Raw genomic sequence first — 15,432 nt, 5'->3', positions numbered from 1 at the left:
TTTTTATACCGCTTGTTATTTATATCGATTATTGAATTTGGCTTGATGTACAGCTATCACCTCTTCTAATTCAATGCCGTATTTATCCGCTAGCACGCAAAGATTATCCAGCACATCGCCAAGCTCTTCGATAAGAGCTTGACGTTTTTCTTTTTCGTTTAAATCCGCTTTATCTGGGCGTTCATAGCCAATTTCTATCGCTCGCACCGCGGCGGCAACTTCGCCCACCTCTTCGGTAAGATAAGCCAAACGACGAAAAACATCTCGTTCATACCAACCTTGCTGTTGATAAAATTCTCGAACCCATTTTTGATAATCTGAAAAGTGCATTTGTGTTCCTTTTTTGTCGGTGTATCACCCTATTCCTTATTATTGTTTGGGCGGACACATCGGTCCGCCCCTACGGTGTTTTTTCAAATTACCGTAGGGTGGGCTTACTCATTCCTTAACGTATCAAAAATCACTTCCGCTAATGCTTTGGAAATGCCCGGTACGCTTTCAATCTCTTCCAGCGTGGCGGATTTCACCCCTTGCATTCCGCCAAGATATTTCAATAACGCTTGGCGACGTTTTGCCCCGACACCGGCAATACTTTCCAAACCGCTTTCGGTAAAGGCTTTTTGCCGTTTTTTGCGGTGGGCGTTTATCGCATAATTATGGGCTTCATCTCGAATATGTTGGATTAAATGTAACGCTGGGCTGTCGGGGGGCAGATGAATTTCCTTATCCCATTTGCTGATAATCAAGGTTTCTAAGCCTGCTTTGCGTTCTACCCCTTTTGCCACGCCAATCAATAGCGGTTGGGTTTTATCCCATTCTACGTTCAATTTTGCAAAGGTTTCCAACGCTCGATTCAATTGCCCTTTACCCCCATCAATAAAAATAATATCGGGAATTTTTTCAGGGGGAAGTGGGCGATCATAGCGTTTAAGCAAAACTTGTTCCATTGCCGCATAATCATCACCGCCAGTAATCCCTTCAATGTTAAAACGGCGGTAATCGGATTTAAGAATGCCATTTTCATCAAACACCACGCAAGAAGCGACCGTTTGCTCGCCCATTGTATGGCTGATGTCAAAGCACTCCATTCTTGCAATTTTTTCTAAATTGAGCACCGCTTGCAATGCTTCATAACGTTTGTGAATACGATCATCTTGCTTTAATTGCAAATTCAGTGCCGCCACGGCATTGGTATGTGCAAGGGCTAAATAACGGCTTTTTTCGCCACGCACTTTATCTGAAATGGTAACTTTATGTCCTGCTTGCTCGGTCAGCACCGCTTCTAGGGCAGATTTTTCACTCACTTTTTGGTCAATCACAATCTGATTTGGGATAGTGCGGTGCTGGTTCATTTGCAAATAAAACTGCCCGATAAAGGTATCGCTCAATTCTGCTAATTCCGTGTGGTTAGGCACTTTGGGGAAATAGCTGCGATTACCCAACACCTTGCCTTGACGCACAAATAAAATATGCACACAGGCAATACCGTGCTGATAGACGATAGAAATAATATCCAGATCATCTAATCTGTCTTGCGAAATAGATTGTTTTTCGGTTACCGCTCGCACCTGCTGAATTTGATCCCGATAGCGTGCCGCCATTTCAAAATCCAGCTCTTCGGCGGCTTTTTCCATTTTACCGATCAGATATTCCACCACCTGATGGTCTTTCCCCTGCAAAAACAGACGGACTAAATTCACCTGATTATTGTACTCATCTTGCGAATAATAACCTTCTACACAAGGGGCAAGGCAACGCCCGATCTGATATTGCAAACAAGGGCGTGAACGATTTTTATAGTAGCTGTCTTCACACTGACGAATCGGGAAAATTTTTTGCAGTAAATTCAAGGTTTCTCGCACTGCCCCTGCATTCGGATAAGGCCCAAAATACTCGCCTGCGATTTTTTTGCTTCCTCTAAAACTGGCAAGGCGTGGATGCTGATGTTTGGTCAGCAAAATATAGGGATAGGATTTATCATCACGCAATAATACATTGTATTTTGGCTGACTTTCCTTAATGTAATTATGTTCCAGCAATAAGGCTTCGGTTTCAGAATGGGTGATGGTGGTTTCAATATGGGCGATATTTGCCACTAACGCTTCAGTTTTACGGCTGGAAAGATTAGCTCGGAAATAGCTAGAAAGGCGTTTTTTTAAGTCTTTTGCTTTGCCCACATAGATAATTTCGCCTTTATCGTTATACATACGATAAACACCAGCGTTGTGAGAAACATTAGCAAGGAAGGATTTGGGGTCAAATTGCGACATAGGATATCACCAAAATATCGGGCGGACACATCGGTCCGCCCCTACAATTATTTTTTACAGCACATTACGATTTCAATAAACTGCCTTTTGAGGCTTTCAAATACTGCAACATAGACCAAATCGTTAATCCTGCCGCAACATAAAGCAAAATAAAGGCAAGCATTTCCATTGTTTCACTTTGTCGCCAAAGTAATCCCCCCAAAGCAAACATTTGTGCAGTGGTTTTCACTTTTCCCCAAATAGAGACCGCCACATTTGCTCTTTCACCAATTTCTGCCATCCATTCACGCAATGCCGAAATAATAATTTCACGAGAAATCATAATTGCCGCTGGGATACTTATCCACCAAGTATGGTAGTGCTCAACCACACATACCAAAGCAACCGCCACTAAAACTTTGTCTGCCACAGGGTCTAAAAATGCGCCTAATCGTGTGGTTTGATTCCATTTACGAGCAAGATAACCGTCAAACCAGTCAGTAATAGAGGCAATAAAGAAAATTAAGGTAGTAAGCTCTGGTGAATATTTAAATGGGAGATAAAATGCCACAACAAACAGTGGAATAAGTACAACGCGGAAAATAGTTAGGTAGGTAGGGATATTGAATTTCATAATTCGCAGCTCAAGCAAGAAAAGTTGAACTATTTTAAACAAAACAAGCGGTCACTTCTACGCCCTTTTTTGCAAAATTTTGTAAGGAAATGACCGCTTGTACTTTAGATAATTAATTTAGCGACAATCACTAATTGACACTGCCACAATTTAGGCAGTAAAGATAACTCTGTTTTGGGTCGTTAAATTTATTTAAAAGATTACTTTGTTGTTTAATTTTTCCAGCTAGTGGACTATCAAGCAACATAGATAAATCCAATTTCGCTTTCATTTTAAAATCACGCATTAACTGACTAAAGAAATCTTCTTTTTGTTCAATAAACCATTGTACTGTGAAGCTATCACGTTCAGCTAGATTCTGTGCTTTACGTTTGGCATTAATCAGCGATTTAAGTACATCATAGGCATCGTCAAAATCGCCTAGTTGATCTACCAAGCCATGTGTCAATGCAGTTTCACCTAGCCAAACTTGTCCTTGTGCCACTTTATCCACTTCAGCTTTACTCATCTTACGACCCTTAGCCACCAGAGCTAAAAAACGATCATAGCCGTTTTCAATGCTAATTTGGATCATCTCAGCATGTGTTTTATCTAATGGCTTTAATGCCGATTGCCGCGCTAATGGCGAGGTTGCAATACCATCTTCACTAACCCCAACTTTCTTGGCAGTCTTTTCTAAATTTACAGATAATCCAAAAATACCAATAGAGCCAGTCAATGTTGTTGGTGCTGCAATAATTTTATCCGCAGTAGCAGAAATCCAATAACCTCCTGAAGCTGCCATTCCCCCCATAGAGATAACCACGGGTTTACCTGCATGTTGAAGATCTTCTGTTGCTTGGCGAATTAACTCAGAAGCCACCGCACTACCACCAGGACTATTAACACGGAGAATGACGCCTTGCACACTCTCATCAGCCCGAGCTTGGTGTAATAATTGTACAATTTCATCACTTCCCGCACTGTTTTCGTCTCCTTTACCCCAAACGATTTCCCCTTCTACATTAACCACAGCTATTTTCTCTTGTGATTTAAGGTTAAAGCGATCGGGTAATTCTGCAGCATAATCTAAATATTCAATATGCTGATAGCCCCGTTTAGGATGTTTACCAAAAGTCTCAATTAATTTCTGCTTAATTTCTCGGCTGCTAAGGCTTTGTGTAATCCATCCTTGCTTAAGCGCGAATTCTGCGTCATCACCTTTTAAAGCGCGATATTGCTGCAATAATTTCTCTGGAGCGAGAACAACATTTTCTGCGTTTATTTCACGGTTTTTCGCAATGTTATCTCGCATATTTTGCCAGAGTTTACTTAACCATAATTGAGCATTTGCTTTAGCTTCAGAAGACATATTGTCACGCAAAAATGGTTCAACCGCTGATTTATAAGTCCCAACTCGAAAAACATAGGGTACAGCCTCAATTTTCTCTAATAATGATTTGAAATAGAGATTAGAATAACTCAACCCTTGTAGCTCAACCATTCCCGATTTATTCAGATAAATATTGTCTGCAAAGCTTGCCAGATAATATTGTTTTTGACTAAACAAGTCTCCCACAGCAATCACGGATTTCCCTGACTGCTTAAATTCTTGCAATACGTTACCTACATAGGTGAGCGAGGCAATATCCCCCCCAGAGAAATTCTTCAAATCTAATACAATGCCTTTAATCCGGCTATCTTTTGCTGCTTTACGGATTGCCTGTACAACATCAAAGGTTGAGATTTTGAGCGGTTCACTCCCATTGCCAATTTCTGACTGTAAAAAACGGCGAAAATCGGCAAATTCATCATGGTTATCTGCAAGATAACCATCAAAATTAAGCGTTAATGCCCCGCTTTGAAAAGCTGGATCTGCATTTTTTGATTTACTACTATCACTACTAAGTAACGAAGTAAAAGCAAAAAATGCCAGCACAAATAAAATAAAAAATAGGCTTACCGTAAATTCCCGCACACAGCAAAAAGCACGATATAGCCCTTTAAAAATTTTTATAATCATTAATACCTCCTATCGGAAAAATTGCAGTGTAAGCTACCACAAATTCAGGCGGAAATTAACAAATTATGTTATGATTTTGCGTCTTTTTATCATTCGAGAAGCCTTATATGAACACCTTAGATTTCTTACAACGCCGCCGTTCATGCAAAAAATTTGGCAATATTGCGCCAAACCGCGATCAACTTGAGCACATGTTTAAAGCAGCCCTGCGAGCGCCCGATCACGGCAGATTAAAACCTTATCGTTTTGTCGTTATTGAGAATAAGCAAGCACTGTATCAAGCATTGCTTGCGGCTGTCACTGAATTTGATTTAGGCGAACGAGGCTTAGAAAAAGCAGAAAAACTTTCCTCACAAGCACCAACCGTTGTTGCGGCTATTGCCAAACTGGATGACCAAAATAAAAAAGTTCCTGCTTGGGAACAGATGGTAACAACAGGTTGTGCAACTTATGCGTTACAACTTGCCGCGAATGTTCAAGGCTTCGAAACAGTATGGATCAGCAAACATTGGGTGCAAGGCAAAGCAATGCGTGAAATGCTGACATGTAAAGAAAATGAAAAAGTAATCGGACTAATTTTAATTGGTTCCCCACAAGATAAAGCGGAAATTACAACAGCAACTGAAACTGAAAATACAGAAGGCTTTGTCTGCTACCTAGAGGGATAAAAAATGAACCAAGATCAACACGACTATCAAGATTTAATTCAGATTTTTGATAACTGCTTTGCGAAAGAATACAATACACGCTTAGAAAAAGGCGGGGATTACCCAATCTACTTACCCGCCCATTTAGATGAAGGTGGGGTAGCAAGCGAGCGAGATTACAATGTCATTTTATTCGCACATGGCTATTACAGTAGTGCTTTACACGAAATTGCTCACTGGCTAGTAGCAGGACGTGCTCGTTGGGGATTAGAAGATTTTGGCTATTGGTATGAGCCTGATGGCAGATCAGCCGAACGCCAACGTGAATTTGAACAAGTAGAAGTAAAACCGCAAGCAATTGAGTGGATTTTAGCGACTGCTGCCGGTTTCCGCTATTTCGCCAGTGCCGATAACCTTACTGGTGACGCTGGCGATAATTCTGCATTCAAGCAAGCAGTGTACGAACAAGTTAAAACTTACGCAGAAAAAGGTCTACCAAAACGTGCAGAAACTTTGCGTCAGGCGCTTTGCCAATTTTATGGTACTCCCAATACAATTGATTTAACCCAATTTGATATATCAAGAATTTAACAAGCGGTCTCTTTTTCGCAAAAAATAACAAAGGAAACATTATGCAATTTACTGTTATTATCCCTGCTCGCTATGCTTCTAGTCGCTTACCTCGCAAGCCATTATTGGATATTGTTGGCAAACCAATGATTCAACACGTTTGGGAAAAAGCTCAACAAGCAGGGGCAAGCCGAGTGATTGTAGCAACTGATCACCCTGAAATTGAAAGCGTTGTTAAAAGCTTTGGTGGTGAAGTTTGTCTCACTTCAGATAAACACAATTCTGGCACCGAACGCCTTGCGGAAGTAATTGAGAAAATGCACATTGCTGATGATGAAATTATTGTCAATGTACAAGGCGATGAGCCGCTAATTCCCCCAATGATAGTAGCTCAAGTAGCGGAAAATTTAGATCGCCATCAAGTGAATATGGCAACCCTTGCGGTTAAACTTGAAACCAAAGAAGAACTGTTTAACCCCAATGTGGTTAAAACCTTAACCGACAAAAATGGAATGGCGCTCTATTTCTCTCGTGCATCTATTCCTTTTGCTCGTGATCATTTTGCTCATTGTGATGATGCTTTTGTCGCAAGCCAACAGTATCTCCGCCATATTGGCATCTATGCTTACCGAGCAGGCTTTGTGAAACAGTATGTCGCTTGGCAGCCAACACAATTAGAACAACTTGAAAGCTTAGAACAACTGCGTGCATTATGGTATGGTGAGAAAATTCATTTAGAGCTTGCAAAACAAGCGCCTGAAGTGGGGGTAGATACCGCGGAAGATTTAGCTCGGGTAAGAGAAATTCTTACTAAACAAGCGATATAACAACAATCGAATTTTACTCAACATGCCTTTTGGTTATCTTTTAGGTCAAAATTGGTCTTAGATATTAAAGCATTTAAAAATAAACCCTGAAAATAATTTCAGGGTTTATTTTATTAATCAATATCTTTCAGTTCATCTTCCGACAAAGTTTCTTGACTACTTTCAACTTTGCCATCTTTCACTTTAAACTCTAAATTTTGAAAATAGGCCTCACGAAATGTAACATAAGGGTCGGCTGATTGCTTAAGCAATGCCTCTTGCCCAATTAACGCAGCTCGTTTATCAACTCCTTGCACAGTAAATTTTGCAACAGACCATGGCGTAGCAAGTAGTGATAACACTGGATAAGTACTATCCACTATACCACCGAGATCTTGTCGCGGTGTTGCTGCACCATAAGCAGGTAGCATGACATAACTGCCCGTTGGTACATTATAACTTCCTAAAGTATCACCAAAAGAGCGATGCCCATTCTCTAGTTTAAGATCGTTGGTTAAACTGGCAAAATCAATTAAACCACCTAACCCAAAGATAGAGTTAATCCAAAAACGGCTGAAGTGCACCATCGCTTTTTGTCCTTCCCCTTCTAATAAGCGATTGACAAAACTTGCTGGTTCGTCAAGGTTATTGGCAACATTAACCAAGCCCGTTTTAATTGGGCTTGGTACATACTCTTTCCAACCTTTTGCGACAGGCTCTAATACATAAGGGTCAAGATATTCATAATTAACCTTCCACATAGCACGATTAAAACCTTCAAGTGGATCGTTACGCGTACCATCTTCATTTAATGCAGAAGAACACCCAACAAGCATAAATGCTGCAGCAACCAAGATAAGCTGTTTAAATTTTGTCATAAAAAACCTGTTATTTTAAGAAAGGATTATGTTGTTTTTCTCGTCCAATTGTTGTGTGCGGACCATGACCAGGAATAATTACAAAATCATCGTCTAAATCAAATAACTTTGTCCGAATTGATGAAATTAAAGTATCAAAATTACCTTGGTAGAGATCAGTTCGACCAATGCTGTCTTTAAACAAAACATCACCACTAAAAGCAATTTTATTTTTCATTTCAAAAAAACCAATGTGCCCCGGAGAATGTCCCGGTAAATGACGAATTTCGAAAGAAAGCGTACCGACTTCAATTTCATCCCCTTCATTTAACCAGTGATCAGGCAAAAAAGCAGGAACTCTAGGAAAACCATAGCTAGCACAGATTTCAGGTAGATTGTCGAATAAAGGCTTATCAGCTAATTGGGAACCATAAACCTCAACACCAAAGTGTTTCGATACCTTTTCAACCGCCATAATATGGTCAAGATGAGCATGCGTAATCAGTAATTTAGTTACGTTAAGCTGCTGCTCTTCAATAAATTTAATAATAATGTCGGCATTGTCACCAGCATCAATAATAGCTGCATTTTTGTTTTCATCCCACACAATGCTGCAATTTTGCTGAAATGCACTAACAGGAATAATTTGTAAATTAAGCATAAAAAACAACCGCTTACTTAACCTCGCCAGGTTCGTACAGGACCTGTATCAACATGTACAAAGTTACTCCGAGGATAGAACCCAACCCCGCCATTATTTAAACTTTGTGCCGCATTTCTAATTTTTGCTAATGGCACTCCTTGAATATAGAAATCAACCGCTTTACCTTGCATATGGAAACTGTTACCAGCACCACGCACTGCACGATTACTTCTTGGTGTACGATACCCGCTTAAAACCTGAATTTCTGAATTCCGCAATCCTAAACGAGCTTGTATTTGGATGAGCTTTAAATAAAGATTTGGGTCAATAGCACGAACCTTATTTTCACGTCTATCGCGCATTAAATAGTTCATACTTTGTAAACTTGCCGAATTAAAACGCCCACCTAGATGCTGACCTGTTGCCACATCTCCTGTATTGACATTACGCAAACGTAATACCATTGGCTTTGGCGTGGAAACAATTGCCGCTGCTTTATTAGAAAATAGTGTTGCACCAAGCATAATTCCACCAAGCGAAAGCCATCTACGGCGTTGTAAATTGGTTTGATCCATTAAATTCTCCTTCTTTGGATATTGGATATATCTCCGTTTTAAATGGGTATATCCTAACGATCTATCGTTAATCTCCGAAGCTCGGTAATTGACGATAAATCATTAGCAAGTCAGATTTAGTATTCACAATAAAAACAAAGTTCCGAGAAGATTATTATACTTCTCGGAAAATATCATTTATGCGATCTAGATCACATTTTTAACCTTCATCCAATCTATTGAGACTCGCGGAAGATTAACATCATATTTATAGATATCAGGCAAGGTATGCACTTTACCATTTTCTACCCACGCCGTGACATAATACAAATAAACAGGATTGTCTGAACGAATTGGCACCGAAGTTGTTTTACGGCTGGCTAATACACCTTGCTTCTTACTATCACTCCAACCCGCTTCTTTCAATAATAATGTCGCGAGTTCATCTGATTTTGCCACACGAACACACCCTGAGCTTAACGCACGATCATTTTTACCAAATAGACCTCGGTTAGGTGTATCATGCAAATAAATAGCATCAGAGCTTGGCATATTGAATTTATACAATCCCAATGCAGCATTGTCACCCGGTTTTTGGCGAATATGATAAGGGAAAGTATTCTCTTTACCTTTATATTGCGCCCAATTGATATTACTTGGGCTAATCTTATTACCACGCCCATCTAAAATCTCATAGCCTGAACGCTCTACCATGCCTGGATTACGGCTAAATTTAGGAATAAGATCTTTAGCTTTAATTGTCGGCGGTACATTCCAAGGCGGATTCACAACCACATTACTTAATTTGCTGTACATAACTGGTGTGCGGCGGTCATCTCGTCCAACAATTACTTTAGATTGTAAAACCTGCTTGCCATCACGCATATAGTAAAGCTGATAACTTGGAATATTAACGAAAATACCATTAGTAAAGCTTGGGATTAAACGTAAGCGTTGTGCATTCAATGCTAATTTCGCAAATGTCGTGCTTCCCCCTGCTACTGCAGACTCTTGAGCTTTCCCTTTTTGTCCTTTGGTATTTTTGCTGTTCGCAGCTTTTTTAGCGACACTCGCCGTGCTATTTGGAGACATTGTAAACAATCTATCTACCGTTTCACGGTAAATATGATTATTTGGTATAAGAGCAGAAATATATTGTACAGCAGAGCCATTTCTGACAGCCCGTAACCAAGCAGAAACATGACTTTCAGCCGGAGCTTTAGTTACGTAGCTACCTAACCGATATAGCCATTTATCTGCATTACGTCCCACATTTTTATTGTAATACAGATAATCTAAAAAACTGTCTGTTAATAAAACATCACGAGCGAAACTATCTTCTGGCGTATTTAGAATTTGTTGTAGTGCTTTCGTTGATTTTGCAGAAACCCCACTGGCTGCAAAAGCAGCATACTCTTTTAAAAATAGCTGTGTTGCCCGTTTATCAGACCATATTGAACTAAATTCGTTATCTAAATAAACCTTAGCTGTTGTAGATGCTAACAATAATTGATTTGGTGCAATTTCTTGATTAAGGCGATTTTTAGCTTGCGCAAGTTTTTCTGCTGCAATTCGCTCTTCTTCTGCACGTTGAATAAAACTTTCTGCTTGCCGAGCCATTGCTGCTGCTCTTGCTTGCTGAGCTTCAAAACTTAATTGCGGCAATACCGTATCAACAGTATTTAACGCATTTGGTGTGGCAACATTTATTTCTGCAACTTGAGTTGTCGCACTTGCTACTGCCGATGTTTCTGCAAAAACAGCAGAACTCAATATCGTAATAGGTAAAAACTTAAACGCTTTCATGTTTAATCCAAAAAATAATTTGCTCATTTGCAAAATGTTTAATAAAACAGACCGCTTACAACACAAGCGGCCTGGTAATTTTCGCACTAATTATATACGATATTTGACTATTTGTTAATTTTGAGCCAATCGATCATCATATTCTCCGTCTCTTTTAAGAAGAAATCTGGAGCCTCATAATCTTTTGGTAAAGCATCAAGATTCTTTAATGGCTTTTTGCCTTCTCGCTTAAAACGTGCATTCAGATCTTTCAAGCGTTTAGCTTCACTTGCTTCGTTCTCTTTTTTACGCTCATCTAAATTGAGTGAGGTAAATTGGCGAGCATCACGTTCTTTGCGCAAAGCAATATCTTCATTGACCACAATAAATTCAGGATCTTCTTTAATTCTAGCTTGGTGTTTTTCAATTAGCTGAGTAACAACCGCACGTGAATTTGCCGTTTCTTGATAACTTGCTGCTGGAATCTTATCCCATGCTAATGCATTATCTTCAAAACTTTCACCTGTCTTTTCAGCATTAATAATTTCTGGCAAACGAATATCAGCTTCTACCCCTTTAAGCTGTGTACTTCCACCATTAATCCGGTAAAACTTCTGAATAGTATATTGGATTGAACCTAACGGCTCACGATCTAAGTCATACACAAAATTTAATGAGCGGCTTTGCTGTACTGTACCTTTACCAAAACTTTGCTGACCAACAATGATCGCACGATTATAATCTTGCAATGCGGCAGCTAAAATTTCTGAAGCCGAAGCACTATGGCGGTTAATCATCACCATAATTTTGCCATCATACTCGACGCCTGCATTCGGATCTTCATGTACTTTGATACGATTAAACGCATCACGCACTTGAACCACCGGACCTTCATCAATAAATAAACCAGTTAATTCAACAACTTCAGTTAAAGAACCTCCGCCATTTTCACGTAAATCAATAATCAAGCCATCCACTTTTTTAGCTTTCATCTCTTTTAATAATTTACGCACATCTTTGGTTAAACCAATATAAAAGCTTGGGATCTTAATAACGGCAATATTTTTACCATCCACTTTATCTATTGTAAGCTTAGCTGCACTATCTTCTAAACGAATTTTATCGCGCACTAAAGTCACAATTTTTGATTTTCCCCCTTTTGCGGGTTCAATCTCTAGATAAACTTTCGAGCCCTTTTTCCCTTTAATTTTATCAACGACATCATCAATTCGCCAACCAACCACATCTTCAATTTTATTTTGTGATTGTCCTACCCCGATAATTTTATCCCCTACAGCTAAGCGCTTGCTACGAGCAGCAGGAGCACCAGGAACTAAAGATTTAATCGTAGTGACATCATCTTCCATCTCAAGCGTTGCACCAATTCCTTCTAATGAAAGGTTCATGCTCTCTTGAAAACGTTTTGCTGAGCGGGGAGAAAGATAACTAGTATGAGGATCAATCTCTCGTGCAAATGCATTCAAATAGGTTTGCAAAATATCATCCGCTTTGGTTTGTGTTAAACGGCGAATCGCTAAGTTATAACGCTTAGTGAGTGTTTTTTTAATTTCACCCCATTTTTTATCTTTCAAATATAAACCGATAATGTCATTTTTAACCCGTTGTAACCAAAGTTCATTAGCCTCTGCTTCGGTTTTAGGAAATGGAGCTTTATCGCGCTCATTTTCAATTTGGTCATTAGCTTTCAAATCAGGTTCTTTATCAAGCAACGACAGCGCATATTTATAACGCTCATAACGACGCTTACTCATCAGCTCATAGATTTCAAAAGCAATATCAAGCTCTCCGTCATAAAGAGCATCATCTAATTTGCTCGCATATTTGCTATGCAATTCATCAATATCTGATTGTAAAAAAGTATTATGAGCAGGATCAAGCCAATCAATATAGCGATTAAAGATCTTTTCTGAAAATGTATCATCAAGGGTAAACTTGTGATAATGCGACTGTGTTAAACGAGCAGCAACCCGCTTGGTCGAAGTTTGATGTTGCTCGCTTGGCTGTGGAATAACAATTTTATCTGCTTTTATTTCTGGCTCTGCGCTAAAAGTATTGGCTGATAACAACCCTAAACACAGCCCGATAAAGTAACTTAATTTGGTCGGTTGCATAATATTCCTAAGATAACACCAAAACTATTTACGAGAGAATTTGCTTTCTAAAGCAGCTAAACTTTCTAATGATGCTTTAGGTGCATTATGGCGTTCTGTACGTTTTTTAGCATTCTCTTCGCGTGCTTTTTGTTTAAAGAATTCTTTACGTTGAGCTTTGCGTTGCTCTTTTCTCTCTGCCGCACGGCGCTCTGCCACGACTGCTTTAGCTTGAGCTAAGGTTTGTGCTGCATGTTCTGCTTGTTGGCTATCTACCACACCAGCTTCTTCACCATTTAAGCCCACACGAACAGCACCATCACGACAAGCGTGAAGATAACGCCAACTCATGGTATAGCTACGTAATGCTTGGCGTAATAGTGTTTTACTCACTTTGTCATCGCCAGCTAGGGCTTCTGCTAATTCTTGAAATAAGCCCACTTTAAGTGGTTTGGCTTCGCCTTCAGCGATAAAACAGAGAGGAAATTTTTCACAAAGGTAGGCAATGACTTCTTTAATTGGCATTGCAGTTTTTTGATGAGTTTGAACCGCTTGTTCATCTTGTTCAGATAATTGTTCGTTTAATTGTTCAGACATAGTTTTTCCATGTTGTTAAGGGAGAAAATAAACGGGGCGTACTCTATTTTATTTGTCCGCCCTTGTCTATCAAATTTAATGCGTACTTAGACTCTAATTTCTTATGAAGTTCCAATTATGCTTGGCTTTCTAAAAAACGCTCAGCATCGAGTGCAGCCATACAGCCTGTTCCAGCAGAAGTGATCGCTTGACGATAATTATGATCCATCACATCGCCTGCTGCAAATACCCCCGCAACGCTGGTTGCAGTGGCATTACCCTCTAATCCCGATTTCACCACAATATAGCCATTGTTCAATTCAAGCTGATCTTTAAACATATCTGTATTCGGTGCGTGTCCAATTGCCACAAATACACCATCAAGCACTAGGCTTTGCTCAACACCATCTTTGACGCTCTTAATACGCACACCAGTCACACCAGCATCATCACCCAGAACTTCATCAAGTACACTATCAGTGTGCAAAATAATTTTGCCTTCTTCGACTTTTCTCATTAGACGATCAATCAAAATTTTCTCACTACGAAAAGTATCACGACGATGAATAAGATGCACTTCAGAGGCAATATTCGATAAATAGAGAGCTTCTTCAACCGCAGTATTCCCTCCACCAATCACTGCAACAGGTTTATTACGATAGAAAAAGCCATCACAAGTTGCACAAGCAGAAACACCACGACCTTTATAATTTTCTTCTGAAGGCAAGCCTAAGTATTTTGCGGAAGCCCCAGTTGCAATAATCAATGCATCACAAGTAAAGGTATTAAAATCACCTTTTAACGTGAATGGGCGTTGAGAAAAATCAACCGTATGAATATGGTCAAAAATGATTTCCGTGTTAAATTTTTCAGCATGCTTTTGCATTTTATTCATCAAATCTGTGCCGGTAATTTCACCAAATTCACCCGGCCAGTTTTCAATTTCAGAGGTAGTGGTCAATTGTCCACCTTGTTGCATACCTGTCACTAATACAGGATTTAAATTTGCACGAGCCGCATAGACTGCTGCAGTATAACCCGCAGGCCCCGAGCCTAAAATTAATAATTTTGCGTGTTTTACAGCCATTATAATTTCCTTTCTAATTTGTCTAAATTTATCAATTAATATAATAACGAATAAAGCTTACGTCTAAACTGACCGACCAGAGGATCGGTATTTCCCATTGCTGATAAAATAGCTAAAAATTGCGTTTTAACTTCGCCATCTCCTGCGCTCAAATCTTTTTGTAGCCATTCAAATAGTAATCCTAACGCCTCTTCATTCCGTTTTACTTGGTGAAGTTGGTTGGCCAATTTGATTGCAATTTCAGGCGTTTTGTTCATTCCATAGGCTTGCTGCAATTCTTGAATTTCAGGTGAATCCGCCGCTTGTTCTAGTAAATGAATTTGATCTTGCAAGCCCTGCCAACGGCTATCTCGATCTTGTAATGGAATCTGTGCCAAAATAGCTTTTGCAGGTTCAATCTCTTTCAAGGCAATATGCGTTTCAGCATACAATAAGCCAAAATCACTATTTTTCTTGTCTGTTTTCTCCCAAGCCGATTTTAACAGCGGTAACGCCATATCAAATTGTTCCGCCTCTAAAAATTCTATCGCTTGGGCATATTGTAGTTCCTCTTCTTTTGGCAAAATGTTGGCTAGCCGAATGCGTAATTCTTGCTCACTGATCACACCTTGAATCGCATCAACAGGCTGGCCATTTGCAAAAAAATAGCTAGTTGGCACCGCTTGTATACGAAACTGCTGAGCAATTACCATTTGCTCATCACAATTGACGATTGCAAGTAAAAATTGCTTTGGATATTCATCAAGCAATCGACGAAATAATGCCTCCATTTCAATAGATGCAGGTTCTCGAGATGAAATAAAATGAAAAACCACAGGCACTTCGGCTGTGGCACTGATCACTTCACTAAAATTTTGTTCATTAATATTAATTAAATAATCCATATCTTCATCACATTAAAAGCAGTGTGA

Annotated in this window: 15 protein-coding genes; 3 read left to right on the top strand and 12 right to left on the bottom strand. The window is 39.5% G+C overall.

The features are described from left to right. Positions 1 to 15: 15 nt before the first annotated feature. From EDC51_RS08565 to sppA, 4 genes are all read right to left on the bottom strand, one after another. Positions 16 to 330 (bottom strand): MazG nucleotide pyrophosphohydrolase domain-containing protein, encoded by a 315-nt coding sequence (locus tag EDC51_RS08565; RefSeq protein WP_025289106.1) that lies wholly within the window; start codon positions 328 to 330, stop codon positions 16 to 18. A 104-nt stretch (positions 331 to 434) separates the two neighbouring features. After that, a complete protein-coding gene (gene uvrC, locus EDC51_RS08560) occupies positions 435 to 2,270 on the bottom strand; it encodes an excinuclease ABC subunit UvrC (RefSeq protein WP_131928692.1) in 1,836 nt (611 codons plus the stop codon). A 64-nt stretch (positions 2,271 to 2,334) separates the two neighbouring features. Further along, complete coding sequence (gene pgsA, locus EDC51_RS08555; protein ID WP_131928691.1) at positions 2,335 to 2,883, bottom strand: CDP-diacylglycerol--glycerol-3-phosphate 3-phosphatidyltransferase; 549 nt, start codon at positions 2,881 to 2,883, stop codon at positions 2,335 to 2,337. 130 nt (positions 2,884 to 3,013) lie between these two features. Further along, positions 3,014 to 4,882, bottom strand: a complete 1,869-nt coding sequence (gene sppA / locus EDC51_RS08550) for a signal peptide peptidase SppA (protein ID WP_131928700.1) — start codon at positions 4,880 to 4,882, stop codon at positions 3,014 to 3,016. Positions 4,883 to 4,992: 110 nt separating this feature from the next. On the opposite strand from sppA, the gene EDC51_RS08545 reads away from it, so the two are divergent. Genes EDC51_RS08545 through kdsB form a run of 3 tightly spaced genes read left to right on the top strand, consistent with a single transcriptional unit; the run spans position 4,993 to position 6,929 of the window. After that, on the top strand, positions 4,993 to 5,553 hold the full coding sequence (locus tag EDC51_RS08545; protein ID WP_015432102.1) for a nitroreductase family protein: 561 nt from the start codon (positions 4,993 to 4,995) through the stop codon (positions 5,551 to 5,553). A 3-nt stretch (positions 5,554 to 5,556) separates the two neighbouring features. Continuing rightward, entirely contained in the window at positions 5,557 to 6,123 is a 567-nt protein-coding gene (locus tag EDC51_RS08540) for an elongation factor P hydroxylase (RefSeq protein ID WP_064318160.1), read from the top strand. A gap of 41 nt (positions 6,124 to 6,164) precedes the next feature. Beyond that, complete coding sequence (gene kdsB / locus EDC51_RS08535) at positions 6,165 to 6,929, top strand: 3-deoxy-manno-octulosonate cytidylyltransferase (RefSeq protein ID WP_131928690.1); 765 nt, start codon at positions 6,165 to 6,167, stop codon at positions 6,927 to 6,929. 113 nt (positions 6,930 to 7,042) lie between these two features. Here kdsB and EDC51_RS08530 read toward each other — a convergent pair whose 3' ends face one another. The 8 genes from EDC51_RS08530 to EDC51_RS08495 all read right to left on the bottom strand — a co-directional run bounded on the left by EDC51_RS08530 (position 7,043) and on the right by EDC51_RS08495 (position 15,405). Next, complete coding sequence (locus tag EDC51_RS08530) at positions 7,043 to 7,786, bottom strand: MlaA family lipoprotein (RefSeq protein ID WP_015432099.1); 744 nt, start codon at positions 7,784 to 7,786, stop codon at positions 7,043 to 7,045. Between the two features lie 10 nt (positions 7,787 to 7,796). Continuing rightward, positions 7,797 to 8,426 carry an MBL fold metallo-hydrolase gene (locus EDC51_RS08525; RefSeq protein ID WP_025289098.1) on the bottom strand — a complete coding sequence of 210 codons (630 nt, stop codon included), beginning with the start codon at positions 8,424 to 8,426 and terminating at the stop codon, positions 7,797 to 7,799. Positions 8,427 to 8,443: 17 nt separating this feature from the next. Beyond that, the gene (locus tag EDC51_RS08520; protein WP_025289097.1) at positions 8,444 to 8,983 is read right to left on the bottom strand and encodes a YcbK family protein; all 540 of its coding nucleotides are present in this window, start codon (positions 8,981 to 8,983) and stop codon (positions 8,444 to 8,446) included. 186 nt (positions 8,984 to 9,169) lie between these two features. Beyond that, positions 9,170 to 10,768 (bottom strand): L,D-transpeptidase family protein, encoded by a 1,599-nt coding sequence (locus tag EDC51_RS08515; protein ID WP_131928689.1) that lies wholly within the window; start codon positions 10,766 to 10,768, stop codon positions 9,170 to 9,172. A 107-nt stretch (positions 10,769 to 10,875) separates the two neighbouring features. Continuing rightward, positions 10,876 to 12,879: a carboxy terminal-processing peptidase gene (prc, locus tag EDC51_RS08510; protein ID WP_015432095.1), complete on the bottom strand. Its 2,004-nt coding sequence runs from the start codon at positions 12,877 to 12,879 to the stop codon at positions 10,876 to 10,878. Positions 12,880 to 12,903: 24 nt separating this feature from the next. Further along, positions 12,904 to 13,455, bottom strand: a complete 552-nt coding sequence (gene proQ, locus EDC51_RS08505; protein ID WP_064318166.1) for an RNA chaperone ProQ — start codon at positions 13,453 to 13,455, stop codon at positions 12,904 to 12,906. A gap of 115 nt (positions 13,456 to 13,570) precedes the next feature. Beyond that, complete coding sequence (gene trxB / locus EDC51_RS08500; RefSeq protein ID WP_015432093.1) at positions 13,571 to 14,521, bottom strand: thioredoxin-disulfide reductase; 951 nt, start codon at positions 14,519 to 14,521, stop codon at positions 13,571 to 13,573. 35 nt (positions 14,522 to 14,556) lie between these two features. Beyond that, a complete protein-coding gene (locus tag EDC51_RS08495; RefSeq protein ID WP_131928688.1) occupies positions 14,557 to 15,405 on the bottom strand; it encodes a co-chaperone YbbN in 849 nt (282 codons plus the stop codon). Positions 15,406 to 15,432 lie beyond the last annotated feature (27 nt).

This window comes from Bibersteinia trehalosi (genome assembly GCF_004346205.1).
Lineage (GTDB): Bacteria > Pseudomonadota > Gammaproteobacteria > Enterobacterales > Pasteurellaceae > Bibersteinia > Bibersteinia trehalosi.
The sequence above is the reverse complement of the archived record's forward strand: the minus strand, read 5'-3'. Positions and strand labels throughout refer to the sequence as shown.